At 43.9% G+C, this 18,673-nt stretch carries 17 protein-coding genes and 1 other annotated feature; all 17 genes read left to right on the top strand.

The window, feature by feature from the left end; all coding sequences use genetic code 11:
• Positions 1-2: 2 nt before the first annotated feature.
• The 17 genes from BFI01S_RS13045 (at position 3) to tuf (ending at position 18,626) form a co-directional block, all read left to right on the top strand.
• A complete protein-coding gene (locus tag BFI01S_RS13045; protein ID WP_035332323.1) occupies positions 3-512 on the top strand; it encodes an NYN domain-containing protein in 510 nt (169 codons plus the stop codon).
• Between the two features lie 70 nt (positions 513-582).
• Complete coding sequence (gene sigH / locus BFI01S_RS13040) at positions 583-1,239, top strand: RNA polymerase sporulation sigma factor SigH (protein ID WP_061793021.1); 657 nt, start codon at positions 583-585, stop codon at positions 1,237-1,239.
• Between the two features lie 99 nt (positions 1,240-1,338).
• Positions 1,339-1,482, top strand: a complete 144-nt coding sequence (gene rpmG / locus BFI01S_RS13035; RefSeq protein ID WP_048011529.1) for a 50S ribosomal protein L33 — start codon at positions 1,339-1,341, stop codon at positions 1,480-1,482.
• A 135-nt stretch (positions 1,483-1,617) separates the two neighbouring features.
• Positions 1,618-1,800 carry a preprotein translocase subunit SecE gene (gene secE, locus BFI01S_RS13030; RefSeq protein ID WP_035332319.1) on the top strand — a complete coding sequence of 61 codons (183 nt, stop codon included), beginning with the start codon at positions 1,618-1,620 and terminating at the stop codon, positions 1,798-1,800.
• Positions 1,801-1,932: 132 nt separating this feature from the next.
• Entirely contained in the window at positions 1,933-2,466 is a 534-nt protein-coding gene (gene nusG / locus BFI01S_RS13025) for a transcription termination/antitermination protein NusG (protein ID WP_035332317.1), read from the top strand.
• Between the two features lie 211 nt (positions 2,467-2,677).
• Complete coding sequence (gene rplK / locus BFI01S_RS13020; protein WP_009336545.1) at positions 2,678-3,103, top strand: 50S ribosomal protein L11; 426 nt, start codon at positions 2,678-2,680, stop codon at positions 3,101-3,103.
• A gap of 193 nt (positions 3,104-3,296) precedes the next feature.
• Positions 3,297-4,040, top strand: coding sequence for a 50S ribosomal protein L1 (rplA, locus tag BFI01S_RS13015; protein ID WP_326217668.1), 744 nt, complete (start codon positions 3,297-3,299; stop codon positions 4,038-4,040).
• A gap of 175 nt (positions 4,041-4,215) precedes the next feature.
• Positions 4,216-4,355, top strand: a sequence feature (ribosomal protein L10 leader region).
• Between the two features lie 34 nt (positions 4,356-4,389).
• Positions 4,390-4,890 (top strand): 50S ribosomal protein L10, encoded by a 501-nt coding sequence (gene rplJ, locus BFI01S_RS13010; protein ID WP_061793006.1) that lies wholly within the window; start codon positions 4,390-4,392, stop codon positions 4,888-4,890.
• 57 nt (positions 4,891-4,947) lie between these two features.
• Positions 4,948-5,313 carry a 50S ribosomal protein L7/L12 gene (gene rplL / locus BFI01S_RS13005; protein ID WP_035332312.1) on the top strand — a complete coding sequence of 122 codons (366 nt, stop codon included), beginning with the start codon at positions 4,948-4,950 and terminating at the stop codon, positions 5,311-5,313.
• A 170-nt stretch (positions 5,314-5,483) separates the two neighbouring features.
• Positions 5,484-6,086 (top strand): class I SAM-dependent methyltransferase, encoded by a 603-nt coding sequence (locus BFI01S_RS13000; protein ID WP_061793005.1) that lies wholly within the window; start codon positions 5,484-5,486, stop codon positions 6,084-6,086.
• Between the two features lie 374 nt (positions 6,087-6,460).
• On the top strand, positions 6,461-10,015 hold the full coding sequence (gene rpoB, locus BFI01S_RS12995) for a DNA-directed RNA polymerase subunit beta (RefSeq protein WP_061793004.1): 3,555 nt from the start codon (positions 6,461-6,463) through the stop codon (positions 10,013-10,015).
• A 130-nt stretch (positions 10,016-10,145) separates the two neighbouring features.
• On the top strand, positions 10,146-13,745 hold the full coding sequence (rpoC, locus tag BFI01S_RS12990; protein WP_061793003.1) for a DNA-directed RNA polymerase subunit beta': 3,600 nt from the start codon (positions 10,146-10,148) through the stop codon (positions 13,743-13,745).
• A 156-nt stretch (positions 13,746-13,901) separates the two neighbouring features.
• Complete coding sequence (locus tag BFI01S_RS12985; protein ID WP_061793002.1) at positions 13,902-14,150, top strand: 50S ribosomal protein L7ae-like protein; 249 nt, start codon at positions 13,902-13,904, stop codon at positions 14,148-14,150.
• A 103-nt stretch (positions 14,151-14,253) separates the two neighbouring features.
• Positions 14,254-14,676: a 30S ribosomal protein S12 gene (rpsL, locus tag BFI01S_RS12980; protein WP_009336562.1), complete on the top strand. Its 423-nt coding sequence runs from the start codon at positions 14,254-14,256 to the stop codon at positions 14,674-14,676.
• A 42-nt stretch (positions 14,677-14,718) separates the two neighbouring features.
• Positions 14,719-15,189, top strand: coding sequence for a 30S ribosomal protein S7 (rpsG, locus tag BFI01S_RS12975; protein ID WP_009336565.1), 471 nt, complete (start codon positions 14,719-14,721; stop codon positions 15,187-15,189).
• A gap of 51 nt (positions 15,190-15,240) precedes the next feature.
• Entirely contained in the window at positions 15,241-17,319 is a 2,079-nt protein-coding gene (gene fusA, locus BFI01S_RS12970) for an elongation factor G (protein WP_061793001.1), read from the top strand.
• A 119-nt stretch (positions 17,320-17,438) separates the two neighbouring features.
• Positions 17,439-18,626: an elongation factor Tu gene (gene tuf, locus BFI01S_RS12965; RefSeq protein ID WP_061793000.1), complete on the top strand. Its 1,188-nt coding sequence runs from the start codon at positions 17,439-17,441 to the stop codon at positions 18,624-18,626.
• Positions 18,627-18,673 lie beyond the last annotated feature (47 nt).

The following is an 18,673-nucleotide window of genomic DNA, read 5'->3' as shown; positions in this document are numbered from 1 at the left end:
AAATGGACATCCTTCTTGTTGACGGATACAACATAATTGGTGCTTGGCCAGAACTCAGGGAACTCAAAAACAAGGATTTATCATCAGCCAGAGACCGTCTGATTGAAAAAATGGCCGAGTACCAGGGATATTCCGGGTACAGAGTAATTGTCGTGTTTGATGCCCACTATGTAAAGGGCACGGAAAAAAAGTTTAAGAATTCAAAGATCGAAGTTATTTTCACGCGGAATAATGAAACGGCCGATGAACGCATCGAAAAATTAGCTATCGATCTCAGCAATATTAAAACCCAAATTCATGTTGCAACCTCGGATTTCACAGAGCAATGGGTCATCTTTGGACAGGGGGCGTTAAGAAAATCAGCGAGGGAGCTGCTGAATGAAATGAATTTGATTGAAAGCAGCATCGAAAAAAAAGTAAAAAAAATTCAGGAGAAAAAGCCAGTTTCCAAGATACCTCTCAGTGATGAAGTGGCAGAAATTTTTGAAAAATGGCGCAGAGGGGGCCAATGAGCGGTTGACGCTTGAAAAAACCGTGCTGTATAATGTTTCTAACCATGCTTGTACGGTCGGGGGGATCCTAGTGAGTGCTGACTTCAAGACAATCGACGAAAATCTTATAGACTTTATCCAGCTTGAGGACGAAGAAATAGTGGAGCTCGTTCATAAGGGCGAGAGTGAGGCGCTGGATTATCTGATTCATAAGTACCGCAACTTTGTCCGGGCAAAAGCAAGATCCTATTTTTTGATTGGCGCAGATAAAGAAGATATTGTACAAGAGGGAATGATCGGCTTATACAAGGCGATCCGCGACTTTAAAGAGGACAAGCTGTCTTCATTTAAAGCGTTTGCCGAACTGTGCATCACCAGGCAAATCATAACCGCCATTAAGACGGCGACCCGCCAAAAGCATATTCCGCTGAACTCATATGTGTCTTTGGACAAGCCCATTTATGATGAGGAGTCTGACAGAACTCTTATGGATGTAATCTCCGGGGCAAAGGTTATGGACCCTGAAGAGCTGTTTATCAACCAGGAAGAATTTGATCATATTGAAGTGAAAATGTCTGAGCTATTGAGTGACCTTGAACGTAAGGTGCTTGCTCTTTATTTGGATGGGCAGTCCTATCAGGAAATTTCCGAAGAACTGAACCGCCATGTTAAATCGATTGACAATGCTCTGCAGCGAGTGAAAAGAAAGCTGGAAAGATATCTGGAAGTGCGCGAATTTTCCCTGTAGACATAATTTCCCAACACCTTGCTTTTTTTGCAGTTATTGACATGTATTTAGGTGCGTGTTAAAGTTTTAAGGGCGTAATGTGACTTAGTAGGTGGAAATATGACAAAAAAAGTAATTTTGGCTTGCTCTGTATGTGGTTCCAGGAATTATTCCACTGCGGGCAAAAATGATGCTGTACGGCTGGAACTGAAGAAATTCTGCAGCACATGCAGTGCTCATACGATCCATAAAGAAACAAAGTGATTATATAGATAAGAAGTTTGTTCTTTCTAATAGACTGAAGCTGAGTGTTTTATGCAGATTGGAAGATCGGTCTGATTTGAAGCCGCTTTCGCTTCTTGTTAAAGGATATATCTTTTGAAAGTTGGGGGTTACGAAATGCAGCGCATCGTGAATTTTTTCCGTGAAGTTGGCCGGGAAATGAGAAAGGTCAGCTGGCCTAAACGCAAAGAGCTGACAAGCTATACTGTTACCGTTCTTGCTACAGTTACGTTCTTCGCTCTGTTTTTTGCAGTGCTTGACCTGGGAATTTCTGAATTGATTCGTATAATTCTTGAATAACCCCTGAGTTTCCATGGTATAATGGAGAATAACACAGGAAACATTTGCAAAGCCCGGAAACGGGTTTTTTAATTTGGAGAAAAATAATAAATTGTTGAATACAGGGAGGGAAGGACGAACAAGTCCTCGTGAATGGAAAAGAATTGGTATGTTGTTCATACGTACTCCGGCTATGAAAATAAAGTGAAAGCCAATCTGGAGAAACGTGTTGAGTCAATGGGTATGCAAGATAAGATCTTCCGTGTGGTAGTCCCGGAAGAAGAAGAAACAGAATTGAAGAACGGCAAGAAAAAAGTAGTGAAGCGCAAGGTCTTCCCTGGTTATGTACTGGTAGAAATCGTTATGACAGATGATTCCTGGTATGTAGTGAGAAATACTCCGGGTGTAACCGGATTCGTAGGTTCGGCCGGTTCAGGCTCAAAGCCGACTCCGCTATTGCCTGAGGAAGTTACTCATATCCTTAAGCATATGGGTGTCGAAGAAGCCCGCTTTGATATCAACTTTGAGATCGGCGAAACTGTTAAGGTGAAAGAAGGTCCGTTTGCGAACTTCACAGGCTCGATTGAAGATATTGATAAAGATAAAGCGAAGATTAAAGTGCTTGTGAACATGTTTGGCCGTGACACTCCGGTTGAACTTGATTTTTCACAGATTGAAAAACTGTAAGAATCAGCCTTCTGTGAAAGTACTTTTATATATCTTTGTAAAAAAACTTGAAATTGGCTTTGAAAAGTGATAATATTTCAAAGGTCAGTATGTCTCGGACAAAGAGACTGGACAATAGTTAAAAGTTCTTTATCTTAATATAAAGACTATAAGTTGAGTGGGAGGGAACTTTCCCTATTACCACATCACGGACTTTAAGGAGGTGTGTCTCGTGGCTAAAAAAGTAATCAAACTTGTAAAGCTGCAAATCCCTGCAGGTAAAGCGAACCCTGCACCACCGGTAGGACCGGCACTAGGTCAAGCAGGTGTTAACATCATGGGATTCTGTAAGGAATTTAACGCTCGCACAGCTGAACAAGCTGGCTTAATCATTCCTGTTGAAATCACGGTTTTTGAAGACCGTTCATTTACATTTATTACGAAAACTCCTCCTGCTGCAGTTCTTCTTAAGAAAGCGGCTGGAATCGAGTCTGGTTCTGGTGAACCAAACCGTAATAAAGTAGCAACAGTCAAGCGTGACAAGGTACGCGAGATTGCTGAAACAAAGATGCCTGATCTAAACGCTGCAAGCGTAGAAGCTGCAATGCGTATGGTTGAAGGTACTGCACGCAGCATGGGTATCGTTATCGAAGACTAATCCATGTATGAAGCAGATTAAGGGATGAGGTTGCGACGTTGAATTTGTTTCACTCGCAACCTTTGTTCTGTCAAGCGCAGGCGCCTAGCCCCTCGAGGTCATAAGCCAATCCTCCCGGAAAGGTAAAGAACACCTTTCAGTCAGGCATGTCTTATGCTTGTCGGGGCAGACCAAGGCGCCTCCGCTTTTAAACGTGGGAGGTTATTCCGCTAAAACCACAATCAAGGAGGAAATAAAAATGGCTAAAAAAGGTAAGAAGTACACAGAAGCTGCAAAGCTTGTTGATTCTTCAAAAGCTTACCCGATTGCTGAGGCAATTGAACTTGCGAAGAAAACTAATTTTGCTAAATTTGATGCAACTGTTGAGGTAGCATTCCGTCTTGGAGTTGACCCTAAGAAAGCTGACCAGCAAATCCGTGGAGCAGTAGTTCTTCCAAACGGAACTGGTAAAACTCAGCGCGTTCTTGTTTTCGCTAAGGGTGAAAAAGCGAAAGAAGCAGAAGCTGCTGGAGCAGATTTCGTAGGCGATGCTGAATACATCAACAAAATCAGCCAAGGCTGGTTCGACTTTGATGTAATCGTTGCTACACCTGACATGATGGGTGAAGTTGGTAAACTTGGCCGCGTATTAGGACCTAAAGGCTTAATGCCAAACCCTAAGACTGGCACAGTTACTTTTGACGTTCAAAAAGCAGTTAACGAAATCAAAGCAGGTAAAGTTGAATACCGTGTTGACAAAGCTGGTAACATCCACGTGCCAATCGGTAAAGTATCTTTCGAAGACGAAAAGCTTGTTGAAAACTTCAACACTATTTTCGACACAATGATGAAAGTAAAGCCTGCTGCTGCTAAAGGAACTTACATGAAGAACGTTTCTGTTACTTCTACAATGGGACCTGGCGTTAAAGTAGATCCTTCATCTGTTGCAGTAAAATAGAAAAGCGGAAGCGCCTTGCCCAGCCCCGACAAGCATAAGACGAGCCTCACTGAAAGGTGTTTTTGCCTTTCCGGGAGGATTGGCTTATGACCTCGAGGGGCTAGGTGCTGAAGCTGGACAATAATAACAATTGACATTCTAAAATACATGCTGTAATATGTATTTTGTTGTTAAAAATATAATAACATTTGTGCCGTAGACAGCAGGTGCTTAACCGCTTAATTTCCTGCCGAGGTATTACGATAGAATTGCTTTTTCTTGCTATTGTATACTTCCTCCATGTCTGCAAAGTCGTGGAGGTTTTTTATTGGACGGTATGAATGTAGAAAATTCTACAGGAGGTGTAAGGATGAGCAGCGTTATCGAACAAAAGAAACAAATCGTAGACGAAATTGCTGATAAGCTTAAATCCAGTTTATCAACAGTTGTAGTTGACTACCGTGGTCTTACTGTTGCTGAGGTTACTGAACTTCGTAAACAACTTCGTGAAGCTGGCGTAGAATTCAAAGTATACAAGAATTCAATGACTCGCCGTGCTGCTGAAGCTGCTGAACTTTCCGGTTTAAACGAAGCTTTAACTGGACCTAACGCAATCGCGTTCAGCACAGAAGATGTAGTTGCTCCAGCGAAAATCCTTAATGATTTCGCGAAAAAGCATGAAGCACTTGAAATTAAAGCAGGTGTAATCGAAGGAACGATCGCTTCAGTAGAAGAAGTTAAAGCTCTTGCTGAACTACCATCACGCGAAGGCTTGCTTTCTATGCTACTCAGCGTACTTCAAGCACCTATCCGCAATCTTGCTCTTGCTGCAAAAGCTGTTGCAGATCAAAAAGAAGAACAAGGCGCGTAAGTTGATTTTAGCGTTAAACTAATAGATTCAAACCAAAAATAAGGAGGAAACATAATCATGACTAAAGAACAAATCATTGAAGCAGTTAAATCCATGACTGTTTTAGAACTAAACGACCTAGTAAAAGCTATTGAAGAAGAATTTGGTGTAACTGCTGCTGCTCCTGTAGCAATGATGGGCGGAGCTGCTGCTGGTGGCGCTGCTGAAGAGAAAACTGAATTTGACGTTGTTCTTGCTTCTGCAGGCGACCAAAAAATCAAAGTTATCAAAGTGGTACGTGAAATCACAGGTCTTGGACTTAAAGAAGCGAAAGAACTTGTTGACAACACTCCTAAAGCTCTTAAAGAAGGCGTTTCTAAAGAAGAAGCTGAAGAAGTTAAAGCTAAGCTTGAAGAAGTTGGAGCTGGCGTTGAAGTTAAGTAATAGCCTTTATGAAAAGTCCGCTGCTTAAGCGGGCTTTTTGTTTTGGGGTCGAATATACATTGTCCTTTAACTTTTTGCTTTTTAATGGGCAATCCTATATAATTCCTTCGAAACCACATAATTTGTGATTCTCCTTTTATCTTCTTATATATACTCCTGGAGGTGATTTCATGTCTGAACACTACTATTCCAAAACACAGCAAGTTGATAGCAGCCCTAGAACCTGGAACTATACACTAAGGGAATTCCCTTTCCGCTTTAAAACAGACAACGGTGTTTTTTCAAAGGGTGAAGTGGATTTTGGGTCCAAATTATTAATCGAGACATTTGAACAGCCGGACGTGGATGGGAACATTCTCGATATCGGCTGCGGATATGGGCCAATCGGGCTGACAGCAGCGAAGCTAATGCCGGAACGGACTGTTCATATGGTTGATGTAAATGAGAGGGCGCTTGGACTGGCGAAGGAAAATGCTGAATTGAACGGCATAAAAAATGTCCAAATCTATGAAAGTGACCGCCTCGAAAATACGAAAGGCAATAAGTTTGCGGCTATCCTGACAAACCCGCCAATCCGCGCCGGGAAAAAGATAGTGCATGATATTTTTGAACAAAGCTTCGATGCTCTAATATCGGGCGGAGAGCTATGGGTTGTCATCCAGAAAAAACAGGGTGCGCCATCTGCGATCGATAAGCTGACAGAGTTATTCGGCGAAGTGGAGACAGCAGAAAAGAAAAAAGGCTATTTTATTTTAAGAGCAAAAAAAGATTGACTTGACTTTTTTGCTATGATAGTATTGTAAAATGCCAACATATTATATTTCTATTTATAACTAAATTTATCTAATAGTTGTATAAATTTGGTTTTAATGGGAAAGCTAACAAAATAATAGTCGTATTGTGAAAATGTGGTTTTTGAAGTGAAAACCCTTTTTCTTTTTGTCTTATAAGAATGGAGGTTTGGCTTAAATCCCTGTGCTTGAATGGGGGAGAAGCCCGGCCTCTGGGCCAGTTTACTGGCCGGCTTCGTGCGCCATCGGTCCGGGTGCTAAAACCTGTTCTGATAGGCAGGCGCTCATCGCTTTTCTTATGGGATGATATAAATTGCTATTAGCAACAATAACGCTTGATTTGAGGGGTGAATCAGTTGACAGGTCAACTAGTTCAGTATGGACGACACCGCCAACGTAGAAGTTACGCACGAATCAGTGAAGTTTTAGAATTACCAAATCTAATCGAAATCCAAACCTCTTCTTATCAATGGTTTCTTGATGAGGGTTTACGAGAAATGTTCCATGATATTTCTCCGATTGAAGACTTTACTGGTAATTTGTCGCTTGAATTTATTGATTACAGCCTTGGCGAACCAAAATATTCCGTTGAGGAATCGAAAGAACGAGATGTTACATATTCTGCACCTTTACGTGTGAAAGTGCGTCTTGTAAACAAAGAAACAGGCGAAGTTAAAGACCAGGATGTCTTTATGGGTGACTTCCCGCTTATGACAGAGACAGGTACGTTCGTTATTAATGGAGCGGAACGTGTCATTGTATCCCAGTTAGTGCGTTCTCCGAGCGTATACTTCAGTGGAAAGCTTGATAAAAACGGGAAAAAAGGCTTTACAGCAACCGTAATCCCGAACCGCGGCGCATGGCTTGAGTATGAAACAGATGCCAAAGACGTCGTATACGTCAGAATAGATCGTACTCGGAAACTGCCCGTTACGGTTCTTTTGCGTGCACTTGGGTTCGGCTCTGATCAAGAGATCATCGATTTGATTGGAGACAACGAGTACATTCGCAACACGCTTGAAAAAGATAACACTGAGAGCACAGAGAAAGCGCTCCTTGAAATTTATGAGCGTCTTCGTCCGGGCGAGCCGCCAACGGTCGAAAATGCGAAAAGCTTGCTTGTCTCAAGGTTCTTTGATCCAAAGCGTTATGACCTTGCGAATGTTGGACGCTATAAGATCAATAAGAAGCTTCATATTAAAAACCGCCTGTTTGGCCAAAAACTGGCTGAAACGCTTGTGGATCCAGAAACTGGCGAAATCATTGCGGAAAAAGGCGTTACACTTGACCGCCGTACATTAGACCGCATTCTTCCTAACCTGGAGAAGGATATCGGCTTTAAAACCGTAAGCCTATTAGGCGGAGTAGTAGATGATGAAGTATTGCTTCAGTCTATTAAGATTTATGCGCCTAATGAAGATGGCGAAAAGGTCATCAACGTTATCGGCAATGCCTATGTGGAAGAAGCAGTGAAAAACATTTCACCTTCTGACATCATTGCATCTATCAGCTATTTCTTTAACCTTCTGCACTCTGTGGGAGATACAGATGATATTGACCATCTTGGAAACAGACGTCTTCGTTCAGTCGGAGAATTATTGCAGAACCAGTTCCGCATCGGTTTATCCCGTATGGAGCGTGTGGTCCGCGAAAGAATGTCCATCCAGGATACAAATACGATTACACCTCAGCAGCTTATTAATATCCGTCCTGTTATTGCGTCAATTAAAGAGTTCTTCGGAAGCTCTCAGTTGTCCCAGTTCATGGACCAGACAAATCCGCTTGCTGAACTTACACATAAGCGCCGTCTTTCTGCACTGGGGCCTGGTGGTTTGACGCGTGAACGCGCAGGCTTTGAAGTGCGTGACGTTCACTACTCTCACTATGGCCGTATGTGTCCGATTGAAACGCCGGAGGGACCAAACATCGGTTTGATTAACTCCTTGTCTTCATTTGCGAAGGTGAACCGCTTCGGCTTTATCGAAACACCGTATCGCCGAATCGATCCTGAGACCGGAAAAGTTACGTCCCGCATCGACTATCTGACAGCTGATGAAGAGGATAACTATGTAGTGGCCCAGGCGAATGCACTTCTTGGTGATGATGGTTCATTCCTTGACGAAGAAGTAGTTGCCCGTTTCAAAGGGGAAAACACAGTTGTCAAACGCGACCGTGTTGACTACATGGATGTATCGCCGAAACAGGTAGTATCTGCTGCGACAGCATGTATTCCGTTCCTGGAAAACGATGACTCCAACCGTGCCCTGATGGGAGCGAACATGCAGCGTCAGGCTGTGCCATTGATGCAGCCGGAAGCCCCAAGAGTCGGAACTGGTATGGAATATGTATCAGGTAAAGACTCAGGTGCTGCAGTCATCTGTAAGCATGAGGGAATTGTTGAACATGTAGAAGCCCGTGAAGTTTGGGTTCGCCGTATTAAAAATGTAGATGGCCAGGAAGTTAAAGGCGATCTTGATAAATACAGAATGCTTAAATTCATCCGTTCCAACCAGGGAACATGCTACAACCAGCGTCCTATCGTCGCTGTTGGCAACCGTGTAACAAAGGGAGAAATCCTTGCTGACGGTCCTTCCATGGAACTTGGTGAACTGGCTCTTGGACGCAACGTTCTTGTAGCGTTCATGACATGGGATGGTTATAACTACGAGGATGCGATCATCATGAGTGAGCGCCTTGTAAAAGATGATGTGTATACATCCATCCATATCGAAGAATATGAATCAGAATCACGTGATACAAAGCTTGGACCTGAAGAGATCACAAGGGATATCCCTAACGTTGGGGAAGATGCACTGCGCAACCTGGACGAACGCGGAATTATCCGCACAGGTGCGGAAGTAAAAGATGGCGATCTTCTTGTTGGTAAAGTAACTCCTAAAGGGGTAACGGAACTGACAGCTGAAGAAAGACTGTTGCACGCAATCTTTGGTGAAAAAGCACGTGAAGTCCGTGATACATCCCTTCGTGTGCCACATGGCGGAGGCGGTATTGTACTGGATGTTAAAGTGTTTAACAGGGAAGACGGAGACGAGCTTCCTCCAGGTGTTAACCAGCTAGTACGTGTATATATCGTTCAGAAGCGTAAAATCTCTGAAGGTGACAAGATGGCCGGACGCCATGGTAACAAGGGTGTTATCTCCCGTATTTTACCGGAAGAGGATATGCCTTACCTGCCGGATGGCACTCCAGTAGACATCATGTTAAACCCTCTTGGGGTTCCATCGCGTATGAACATCGGACAGGTGCTTGAGCTTCACCTTGGTATGGCGGCCAGAGCTCTTGGCATCCATGTAGCATCTCCTGTATTCGATGGTGCCCGTGAGGAAGATGTATGGTCCACGATCGAAGAAGCAGGCATGGCGCGTGATGCTAAGACTGTCCTTTATGATGGACGTTCAGGCGAGCCGTTCGATAACCGTGTATCTGTCGGTGTCATGTATATGATCAAACTGGCGCACATGGTTGACGATAAGCTTCATGCCCGTTCAACAGGACCTTACTCTCTTGTTACGCAGCAGCCATTGGGCGGTAAAGCCCAATTCGGCGGACAGCGTTTCGGTGAGATGGAGGTATGGGCACTCGAAGCATATGGTGCTGCCTATACACTTCAGGAAATCTTAACAGTTAAGTCCGATGACGTGGTTGGACGTGTTAAGACTTATGAATCAATCGTCAAAGGCGAGAATGTTCCTGAACCAGGTGTACCGGAATCATTCAAGGTACTGATCAAAGAACTTCAAAGTTTAGGTATGGATGTTAAGATCCTATCCGGCGATGAACAAGAAATTGAAATGCGCGACATGGAAGATGAAGATGAAGTTCAGCAGGCTGAATCATTGACAATCGCACCGGAAACGCAAAACGAAGAGCAAGCAGTTACGAAAGAATAACTTCATATAAATTCCTTAATCCCTTGGCGCTCCGCCTCACACGGCGGATGCCGCTGGGGATATAATTGGCACTTTGCTGCTGTTTGAGCAATAAGGGTAAAACCCGGAGATCAAAAGGGAGGTAGGCCCCTTGCTAGATGTAAACAATTTCGAGTATATGAAAATAGGTCTTGCTTCACCGGATAAGATACGTTCTTGGTCACATGGTGAAGTTAAGAAGCCTGAAACGATTAACTATCGTACATTAAAACCAGAAAAAGACGGTCTATTCTGCGAACGCATTTTCGGACCGACAAAAGACTGGGAATGTCACTGTGGAAAGTATAAGCGTGTTCGATACAAAGGCGTAGTCTGTGATCGATGCGGCGTTGAAGTCACACGTGCGAAAGTCCGCCGTGAAAGAATGGGCCATATTGAACTTGCAGCCCCTGTATCCCACATTTGGTATTTCAAGGGCATCCCAAGCCGTATGGGTCTTGTGCTGGACATGTCTCCGCGTGCACTTGAAGAAGTTATTTACTTCGCTTCTTATGTTGTAACTGATCCTGGCGATACGGCTCTTGAAAAGAAGCAGCTGCTTTCTGAAAAGGAATACCGTGCTTACCGTGAAAAGTACGGAAACAAGTTCCAGGCATCCATGGGTGCTGAATCCATTAAGAAGCTTCTTTCTGATATAGATCTCAACAAAGAAGTAGATACCCTTAAAGAGGAACTGAAGACTGCCCAGGGCCAGCGACGCACTCGTGCAATTAAGCGCCTGGAAGTTCTTGAAGCATTCCGCGGTTCTGGAAATGAACCGTCCTGGATGATCCTTGACGTTCTTCCGGTTATTCCTCCGGAGCTTCGTCCGATGGTACAGCTGGATGGCGGACGTTTTGCCACTTCCGACCTGAATGATCTATACCGCCGTGTAATCAACCGCAACAACCGCCTAAAGCGTTTATTGGACCTTGGTGCCCCAAGCATTATCGTTCAGAACGAAAAGCGCATGCTTCAGGAAGCTGTAGATGCGCTAATTGATAACGGCCGCCGCGGAAGACCGGTAACTGGACCAGGAAACCGTCCATTAAAATCCCTGTCGCATATGCTTAAAGGAAAACAAGGGCGTTTCCGTCAAAACTTGCTTGGTAAGCGTGTTGACTATTCCGGACGTTCTGTTATCGTCGTAGGACCAAACTTGAAAATGTACCAATGCGGTCTTCCGAAAGAAATGGCATTGGAGTTATTCAAGCCATTCGTTATGAAGGAATTGGTGGAGAAGGGCTTAGCCCACAACATCAAATCTGCAAAACGCAAAATTGAAAGAGTGCAGCCGGAAGTTTGGGATGTTCTTGAAAGTGTAATTAAAGAGCACCCTGTATTGCTTAACCGTGCGCCTACTCTTCACAGACTCGGTATTCAGGCATTCGAGCCTACGTTGGTGGAAGGACGCGCTATTCGTCTTCACCCGCTTGTATGTACTGCTTACAACGCAGACTTCGACGGTGACCAAATGGCTGTTCACGTGCCGCTTTCAGCTGAAGCACAGGCAGAAGCCCGCTTGCTGATGCTTGCAGCACAGAACATCCTGAATCCGAAAGACGGTAAGCCTGTTGTTACTCCTTCACAGGATATGGTATTAGGTAACTACTACCTTACACTTGAAAGAGCCGGCGCCGTTGGCGAAGGTATGATTTTTAAAGATACAAGCGAAGCGCTGCTTGCTTATCAGAACGGTTATGTTCACTTGCATACAAGAGTAGCTGTCCATGCTGGATCCTTAAATAATCAGACTTTCACAGAAGAACAAAATAAAAAGCTTTTATTAACTACTGTTGGTAAGCTTATATTTAACGAAATTCTGCCTGAGACATTCCCTTACATTAACGAGCCTACAAAAGAAAACCTTGAGATTGAAACTCCTGCGAAATATTTTGTAGAGCCTGCTACTGATGTAGCTGCCGCTATCAAGGAATTGCCGCTGGTAGATCCATTTAAGAAAAAAATCCTTGGAAACATCATTGCGGAAGTCTTTAAACGCTTCAAAATTACGGAGACGTCTAAAATGCTTGACCGCATGAAAAACCTTGGATTCAGGCACTCCACAAAGGCCGGTATCACAGTTGGTGTTGCTGATATCGTGGTATTAAAGGAGAAGCAGGAAATTATCCAGGAAGCACAGGGCAAGGTTGATAATGTATTGAAACAGTTCAGACGCGGTCTTATTACTGAAGACGAGCGTTATGACCGTGTTATTTCAATCTGGAGTGCCGCGAAAGATAATATCCAGGCAAAACTAATGAAGTCATTGGATAAATCCAACCCGATCTTCATGATGAGTGACTCTGGTGCCCGTGGTAACGCGTCCAACTTCACTCAGTTAGCCGGTATGCGCGGACTGATGGCCAACCCGGCTGGACGTATCATTGAATTACCGATTAAATCAAGTTTCCGTGAAGGATTAACAGTACTCGAGTACTTTATCTCCACACACGGTGCCCGTAAAGGTCTTGCCGATACAGCTCTTAAAACAGCTGACTCAGGTTACCTTACTCGCCGTCTTGTTGATGTTGCGCAGGATGTCATCGTCCGTGACGACGATTGCGGAACTGACCGCGGCTTGCTTATCGCGTCCCTTAAGGATGGCACTGAAGTAATTGAAGCGCTTGAAGAGCGTCTGATTGGCCGTTATGCAAGAAGAAATATCAAGCATCCTGAGACAAATGAAGTGATTGTGCCTGAAAATGGATTAATCACTGAAGATATTGCGGTCGAAATTGTTTCAGCCGGCATTGAAAAAGTATGGATTCGTTCTGCATTCACTTGCAACACCCGCCATGGTGTATGTAAGAAGTGCTACGGCCGTAACTTAGCTACCGGCCAAGAGGTTGAAGTTGGTGAAGCAGTAGGTATTATCGCTGCCCAGTCCATCGGTGAGCCAGGTACACAGTTAACGATGCGTACCTTCCATACAGGAGGGGTAGCAGGAGACGATATCACTCAAGGTTTACCGCGTATTCAGGAAATTTTCGAAGCGCGTAACCCTAAAGGTCAAGCAGTTATCTCAGAGATCGATGGTGTAGTAGTCGGCATTAACGAAGGCCGCGACCGTCAGCAGGAGATTGTTGTTCAGGGTGAAGTTGAATCCAAGACCTACACAGCACCTTATACAGCCCGCTTAAAAGTAGCTGTAAACGACCAGGTAGTGCGTGGTCAGGAACTAACTGAAGGTTCTATTGACCCTAAAGAGTTAATTAAAGTAAAAGATGTAACAGCTGTTCAAGAATACTTGCTGCGTGAAGTTCAGAAGGTATACCGCATGCAGGGTGTTGAAATCGGCGATAAGCACATCGAGGTAATGGTCCGTCAGATGCTTCGTAAAGTGCGTGTAATTGATGCGGCAGAAACAGATGTGCTTCCAGGTACATTACTTGATATCCATCAATTTACAGATGCCAATGAAAAAGCCCTTCTTGCAGGTAAAATGCCAGCAACGGGACGTCCAGTTCTGCTGGGAATCACAAAAGCATCTCTTGAAACAGATTCATTCTTATCAGCAGCATCCTTCCAGGAGACTACAAGAGTACTTACTGATGCAGCAATTAAAGGCAAGCGCGATGAGCTTCTTGGCCTGAAAGAGAATGTAATTATTGGTAAGCTTGTCCCTGCTGGAACAGGAATGCAGCGATACAGAAGAGCAGAGCCTTATACAAACGAGGAAGCTGCTGAAGATACTGTTACTGTAGAATAATGTAATCATTGCGGTGCTTGCTTATTTGACAGCAAGTACCGCATTTTATAGTGAATAAAAGAAATAAAAGTCAATTTGCTTGTTGACATTGAAATATGAAGGTGTTACTATAGCAAAGGTGCTCCTATTCACCGGATACTTTGGAGGATGCCGTAAATGTCTTATGATAAAGTATTGCAGGCAAAAAGTATTATTGTAGGAACAAAGCAAACAGTCAAAGCTCTTAAACTGGGAACCATCGATGAAGTCGTAGTCGCCAGTGATGCTGATCCTAGGATTACAGCAAAAGTGGTTAATACAGCGAATGAGATGAATGTTCCGATTGTGTATGTTGATTCGATGAAAAAACTCGGAAAAGCATGCGGAATCGAAGTTGGGGCAGCAGCTGTTGCCATATCTATTTAAAAACTGTTTTTGTAGATTGGTATCTGCAAGAACTTTGTTTTTGCTTCAAAATGAACCACCTGGATGTGTGGGCTTAAACAAATTCGAAGGGAGGAAAAATCAAATGCCTACTATTAATCAATTAGTGCGCAAGCCTCGTCAAACTAAGTCTGAGAAGTCAAACTCACCTGCTCTTAACAAAGGCTACAACAGCTTCAAGAAAGCTCAAACAAATGTAGCTTCACCTCAAAAGCGTGGTGTATGTACTCGTGTTGGTACAATGACTCCAAAGAAGCCGAACTCTGCATTACGTAAATATGCTCGTGTTCGTTTAACAAATGGTATCGAGGTTAATGCTTACATCCCTGGTATCGGGCACAACCTTCAAGAGCACAGTGTTGTTCTTATCCGTGGAGGACGTGTAAAAGACTTACCGGGTGTGCGTTACCACATCGTGCGCGGCGCTTTAGATACTGCTGGTGTTAACAACCGTATGCAAGGCCGTTCTAAATACGGTGCTAAGCGTCCAAAAGCAGCTAAAAAATAATTCTAACAAATAGACAACCATCTTTGAAAGGAGGAACAATCCATGCCACGTAAAGGTCCTGTAGCAAAAAGAGACGTATTGCCGGATCCGATTTACAACTCAAAGCTAGTTAGCCGTCTGATCAACAAAATGATGATCGATGGTAAGAGAGGTAAATCTCAAGCAATTCTTTACTCTGCGTTCGATATCATCAGCGAGCGCACTGGCAAAGAACCAATGGAAGTTTTCGATCAGGCGCTTAAAAACATCATGCCTGTACTTGAAGTTAGAGCACGCCGTGTAGGTGGTGCTAACTACCAAGTACCAGTTGAGGTGCGTCCTGACCGCCGTACAACTCTTGGTCTTCGCTGGTTAGTAAACTATGCGCGTCTTCGCGGTGAAAAGACAATGGAAGAGCGTTTAGCTAACGAAATCCTTGATGCAGCTAACAACACTGGTGCATCTGTTAAGAAACGTGAAGATACACACAAAATGGCGGAAGCGAACAAAGCGTTTGCTCACTACCGCTGGTAAGATATACTGCTTAACTAAAATAACACTCATACTAGGAAGGAGAAAGACCCAATGGCTAGAGAGTTCTCCTTAGAAAATACTCGCAATATCGGTATCATGGCTCACATCGATGCCGGTAAAACAACAACAACTGAGCGTGTACTTTACTACACTGGCCGTATTCACAAAATCGGTGAAACACACGAAGGTGCTTCACAGATGGACTGGATGGAGCAGGAGCAAGAGCGTGGAATCACAATCACTTCTGCTGCAACAACTGCACAGTGGAAAGGCCACCGCGTTAACATCATTGACACTCCAGGACACGTAGACTTCACAGTTGAAGTTGAACGTTCACTTCGTGTTCTTGATGGTGCGGTAGCTGTACTTGACGCACAGTCAGGTGTTGAGCCGCAAACTGAAACAGTTTGGCGTCAGGCTACTACTTACGGAGTACCACGTGTGGTATTCGTAAACAAAATGGATAAAATCGGTGCAGACTTCTTGTACTCATTGAAGACTCTTCATGATCGTCTTCAAGCGAATGCAGCTGCAATTCAATTACCGATTGGTGCTGAAGATCAATTCGAAGGCATTATCGATTTAATTGAAATGAAAGCTACATTCTACGGAAACGACTTGGGCACTGATATCGTAGATCGTGAAATACCAGAAGAATACAAGGATCGAGCTGAAGAATACCGCGAAAAGCTAATCGAAGCGGTAGCTGAACTTGATGAAGAATTAATGGAGAAATACCTTGGCGGTGAAGAAATCACTAACGAAGAGCTAAAAGCGGCTATTCGTAAAGGTACAGTAAACGTTGAATTCTACCCAGTTATCTGTGGTTCTGCGTTCAAAAACAAAGGTGTTCAAAAAATGCTTGATGCAGTAATCGACTACCTTCCATCTCCACTTGATGTACCAGCTATCAAAGGTACAACTCCGGATACAGAAGAAGAGGTTACTCGTCCTTCAAGCGATGATGCACCATTTGCAGCTCTTGCGTTCAAAGTTATGACCGACCCTTATGTTGGTAAACTTACATTCTTCCGTGTGTACTCAGGTACATTGAACTCTGGTTCATATGTACAGAACTCTACTAAAGGAAAGCGTGAGCGTGTAGGCCGTATCCTGCAAATGCATGCGAATTCCCGTGAAGAGATCTCAGTTGTATACGCTGGAGATATCGCAGCTGCTGTAGGTCTTAAAGACACTACTACAGGTGACACTCTATGTGATGAAAAGAATCTAGTTATTCTCGAATCTATGGAGTTCCCAGAGCCGGTTATCTCATTATCCATCGAGCCTAAGTCAAAGGCTGACCAAGATAAGATGACAACTGCTCTTCAAAAACTTCAAGAGGAAGATCCTACATTCCGTGCTCATACTGACCAGGAAACTGGACAGGTTATTATCGCGGGTATGGGTGAGCTTCATCTTGACATCCTTGTTGACCGTATGAGACGTGAATTTAAAGTGGAAGCTAACGTAGGTGCTCCTCAGGTTGCATACCGTGAAACTTTCCGTGGTTCAGCTCAGGTTGAAGGTAAATTCGCACGTCAATCCGGTGGACGCGGACAATTCGGTCACGTTTGGATCGAATTCAGTCCAAATGAAGAAGGTAAAGGCTTCGAATTTGAAAACGGAATCGTTGGTGGTGTCGTTCCTCGTGAATACATCCCAGCTGTTCAGGCGGGTCTTGAAGATGCGTTAGAAAGAGGAGTACTTGCCGGATTCCCAATGGTTGACATCAAAGCCCGTTTATTTGACGGTTCTTACCATGATGTTGACTCCTCTGAAATGGCGTTTAAAATTGCTGCATCAATGGCACTTAAAAACGCTGCGTCAAAATGTAACCCTGTAATTCTTGAGCCGGTTATGAAGGTTGAAGTCGTAATCCCTGAAGAATACATGGGAGACATCATGGGTGATGTTACATCACGCCGTGGACGCGTTGAGGGTATGGAAGCTCGCGGTAACGCGCAAGTTGTTCGTGCGATGGTTCCTCTATCAGAAATGTTTGGTTATGCAACTTCATTGCGTTCTAACACGCAGGGCCGCGGTACATTCTCAATGCACTTCGACCACTATGAAGAAGTGCCAAAATCAATTTCTGAAGAAATCATCAAAAAAAATAAAGGTGAATAATTGATTTTACCTTTTCAATAAAGTATAACTACTATTGTAGGCTAAAAGCGCTGTGGGAAGGGAAACCTATCCACAGCATAAAATACTTAACTTTTATAATCTGAAGGAGGATTTTTCAAATGGCAAAAGCTAAATTTGACCGTTCAAAACCCCATGTTAACATCGGTACTATCGGACACGTTGACCATGGTAAAACTACTTTAACTGCAGCTATCACAACTGTTCTTTCTAAAAAGGGCGGCGGTGAAGCACGCGGATACGATCAAATCGACGCGGCTCCAGAAGAGCGCGAGCGTGGAATCACAATCTCAACTGCACACGTTGAGTACGAAACTGAAAACCGTCACTATGCACACGTTGACTGCCCAGGTCACGCTGACTATGTTAAAAACATGATCACTGGTGCTGCGCAAATGGACGGCGGAATCCTAGTTGTTTCTGCTGCTGACGGCCCAATGCCACAAACTCGTGAGCACATCCTTCTTTCTCGTCAGGTTGGTGTTCCTTTCCTTGTTGTATTCATGAACAAGTGTGACATGGTTGACGATGAAGAACTACTTGAATTAGTAGAAATGGAAGTTCGTGACCTTCTTTCTGAGTACGAATTCCCTGGTGATGACATTCCTGTAATCAAAGGTTCTGCTCTTAAAGCTCTTGAAGGAGAAGCTGAGTGGGAAGCTAAAATCGAAGAACTTATGGCAGCTGTTGACGAGTACATCCCAACTCCAACTCGTGACACTGACAAGCCATTCATGATGCCTGTTGAGGATGTATTCTCAATCACTGGCCGTGGTACTGTTGCTACAGGACGTGTTGAGCGTGGACAAGTTAAAGTCGGTGACGTTATCGAAATCATCGGTCTTGCTGAAGAGCCAAAATCAACTACTGTAACTGGTGTTGAAATGTTCCGTAAGCTTCTTGATTATGCTGAAGCTGGAGATAACATTGGTGCCCTTCTTCGTGGTGTATCACGTGAAGAAATCCAACGTGGACAAGTACTTGCTAAGCCAGGTTCAATCACTCCACACACTAAGTTCAAAGCTGAAGTATACGTTCTTTCAAAAGAAGAAGGTGGACGTCATACTCCATTCTTCACTAACTACCGTCCTCAGTTCTACTTCCGTACAACTGATGTAACTGGTATCTGTAATCTTCCTGAAGGCGTAGAAATGGTTATGCCTGGAGATAACATCGAAATGACTGTAGAACTAATCGCTCCAATCGCTATCGAAGAAGGTACTAAGTTCTCTATCCGTGAGGGTGGACGTACTGTTGGCGCTGGCGTAGTTGCTACAATCCAAGAGTAATCTCAACTAACGAAAACAGATGGGTGACGACCCATCTGTTTTTTTAT

Origin of the sequence: Cytobacillus firmus NBRC 15306, assembly GCF_001591465.1 — a bacterium.
Classification (GTDB): domain Bacteria; phylum Bacillota; class Bacilli; order Bacillales; family Cytobacillaceae; genus Cytobacillus; species Cytobacillus firmus.
The sequence above is the reverse complement of the archived record's forward strand: the minus strand, read 5'-3'. Positions and strand labels throughout refer to the sequence as shown.

What these genes read in the sequence shown, in the direction of transcription:
- BFI01S_RS13045 (WP_035332323.1), top strand. Translation starts at nt 3, where the DNA reads ATGGACATCCTTCTTGTTGACGGATACAACATAATTGGTGCTTGGCCA.
- rpmG (WP_048011529.1), top strand. Translation starts at nt 1,339, where the DNA reads ATGACAAAAAAAGTAATTTTGGCTTGCTCTGTATGTGGTTCCAGGAAT.
- secE (WP_035332319.1), top strand. Translation starts at nt 1,618, where the DNA reads ATGCAGCGCATCGTGAATTTTTTCCGTGAAGTTGGCCGGGAAATGAGA.
- nusG (WP_035332317.1), top strand. Translation starts at nt 1,933, where the DNA reads ATGGAAAAGAATTGGTATGTTGTTCATACGTACTCCGGCTATGAAAAT.
- rplJ (WP_061793006.1), top strand. Translation starts at nt 4,390, where the DNA reads ATGAGCAGCGTTATCGAACAAAAGAAACAAATCGTAGACGAAATTGCT.
- rplL (WP_035332312.1), top strand. Translation starts at nt 4,948, where the DNA reads ATGACTAAAGAACAAATCATTGAAGCAGTTAAATCCATGACTGTTTTA.
- BFI01S_RS13000 (WP_061793005.1), top strand. Translation starts at nt 5,484, where the DNA reads ATGTCTGAACACTACTATTCCAAAACACAGCAAGTTGATAGCAGCCCT.
- BFI01S_RS12985 (WP_061793002.1), top strand. Translation starts at nt 13,902, where the DNA reads ATGTCTTATGATAAAGTATTGCAGGCAAAAAGTATTATTGTAGGAACA.
- rpsL (WP_009336562.1), top strand. Translation starts at nt 14,254, where the DNA reads ATGCCTACTATTAATCAATTAGTGCGCAAGCCTCGTCAAACTAAGTCT.
- rpsG (WP_009336565.1), top strand. Translation starts at nt 14,719, where the DNA reads ATGCCACGTAAAGGTCCTGTAGCAAAAAGAGACGTATTGCCGGATCCG.
- fusA (WP_061793001.1), top strand. Translation starts at nt 15,241, where the DNA reads ATGGCTAGAGAGTTCTCCTTAGAAAATACTCGCAATATCGGTATCATG.
- tuf (WP_061793000.1), top strand. Translation starts at nt 17,439, where the DNA reads ATGGCAAAAGCTAAATTTGACCGTTCAAAACCCCATGTTAACATCGGT.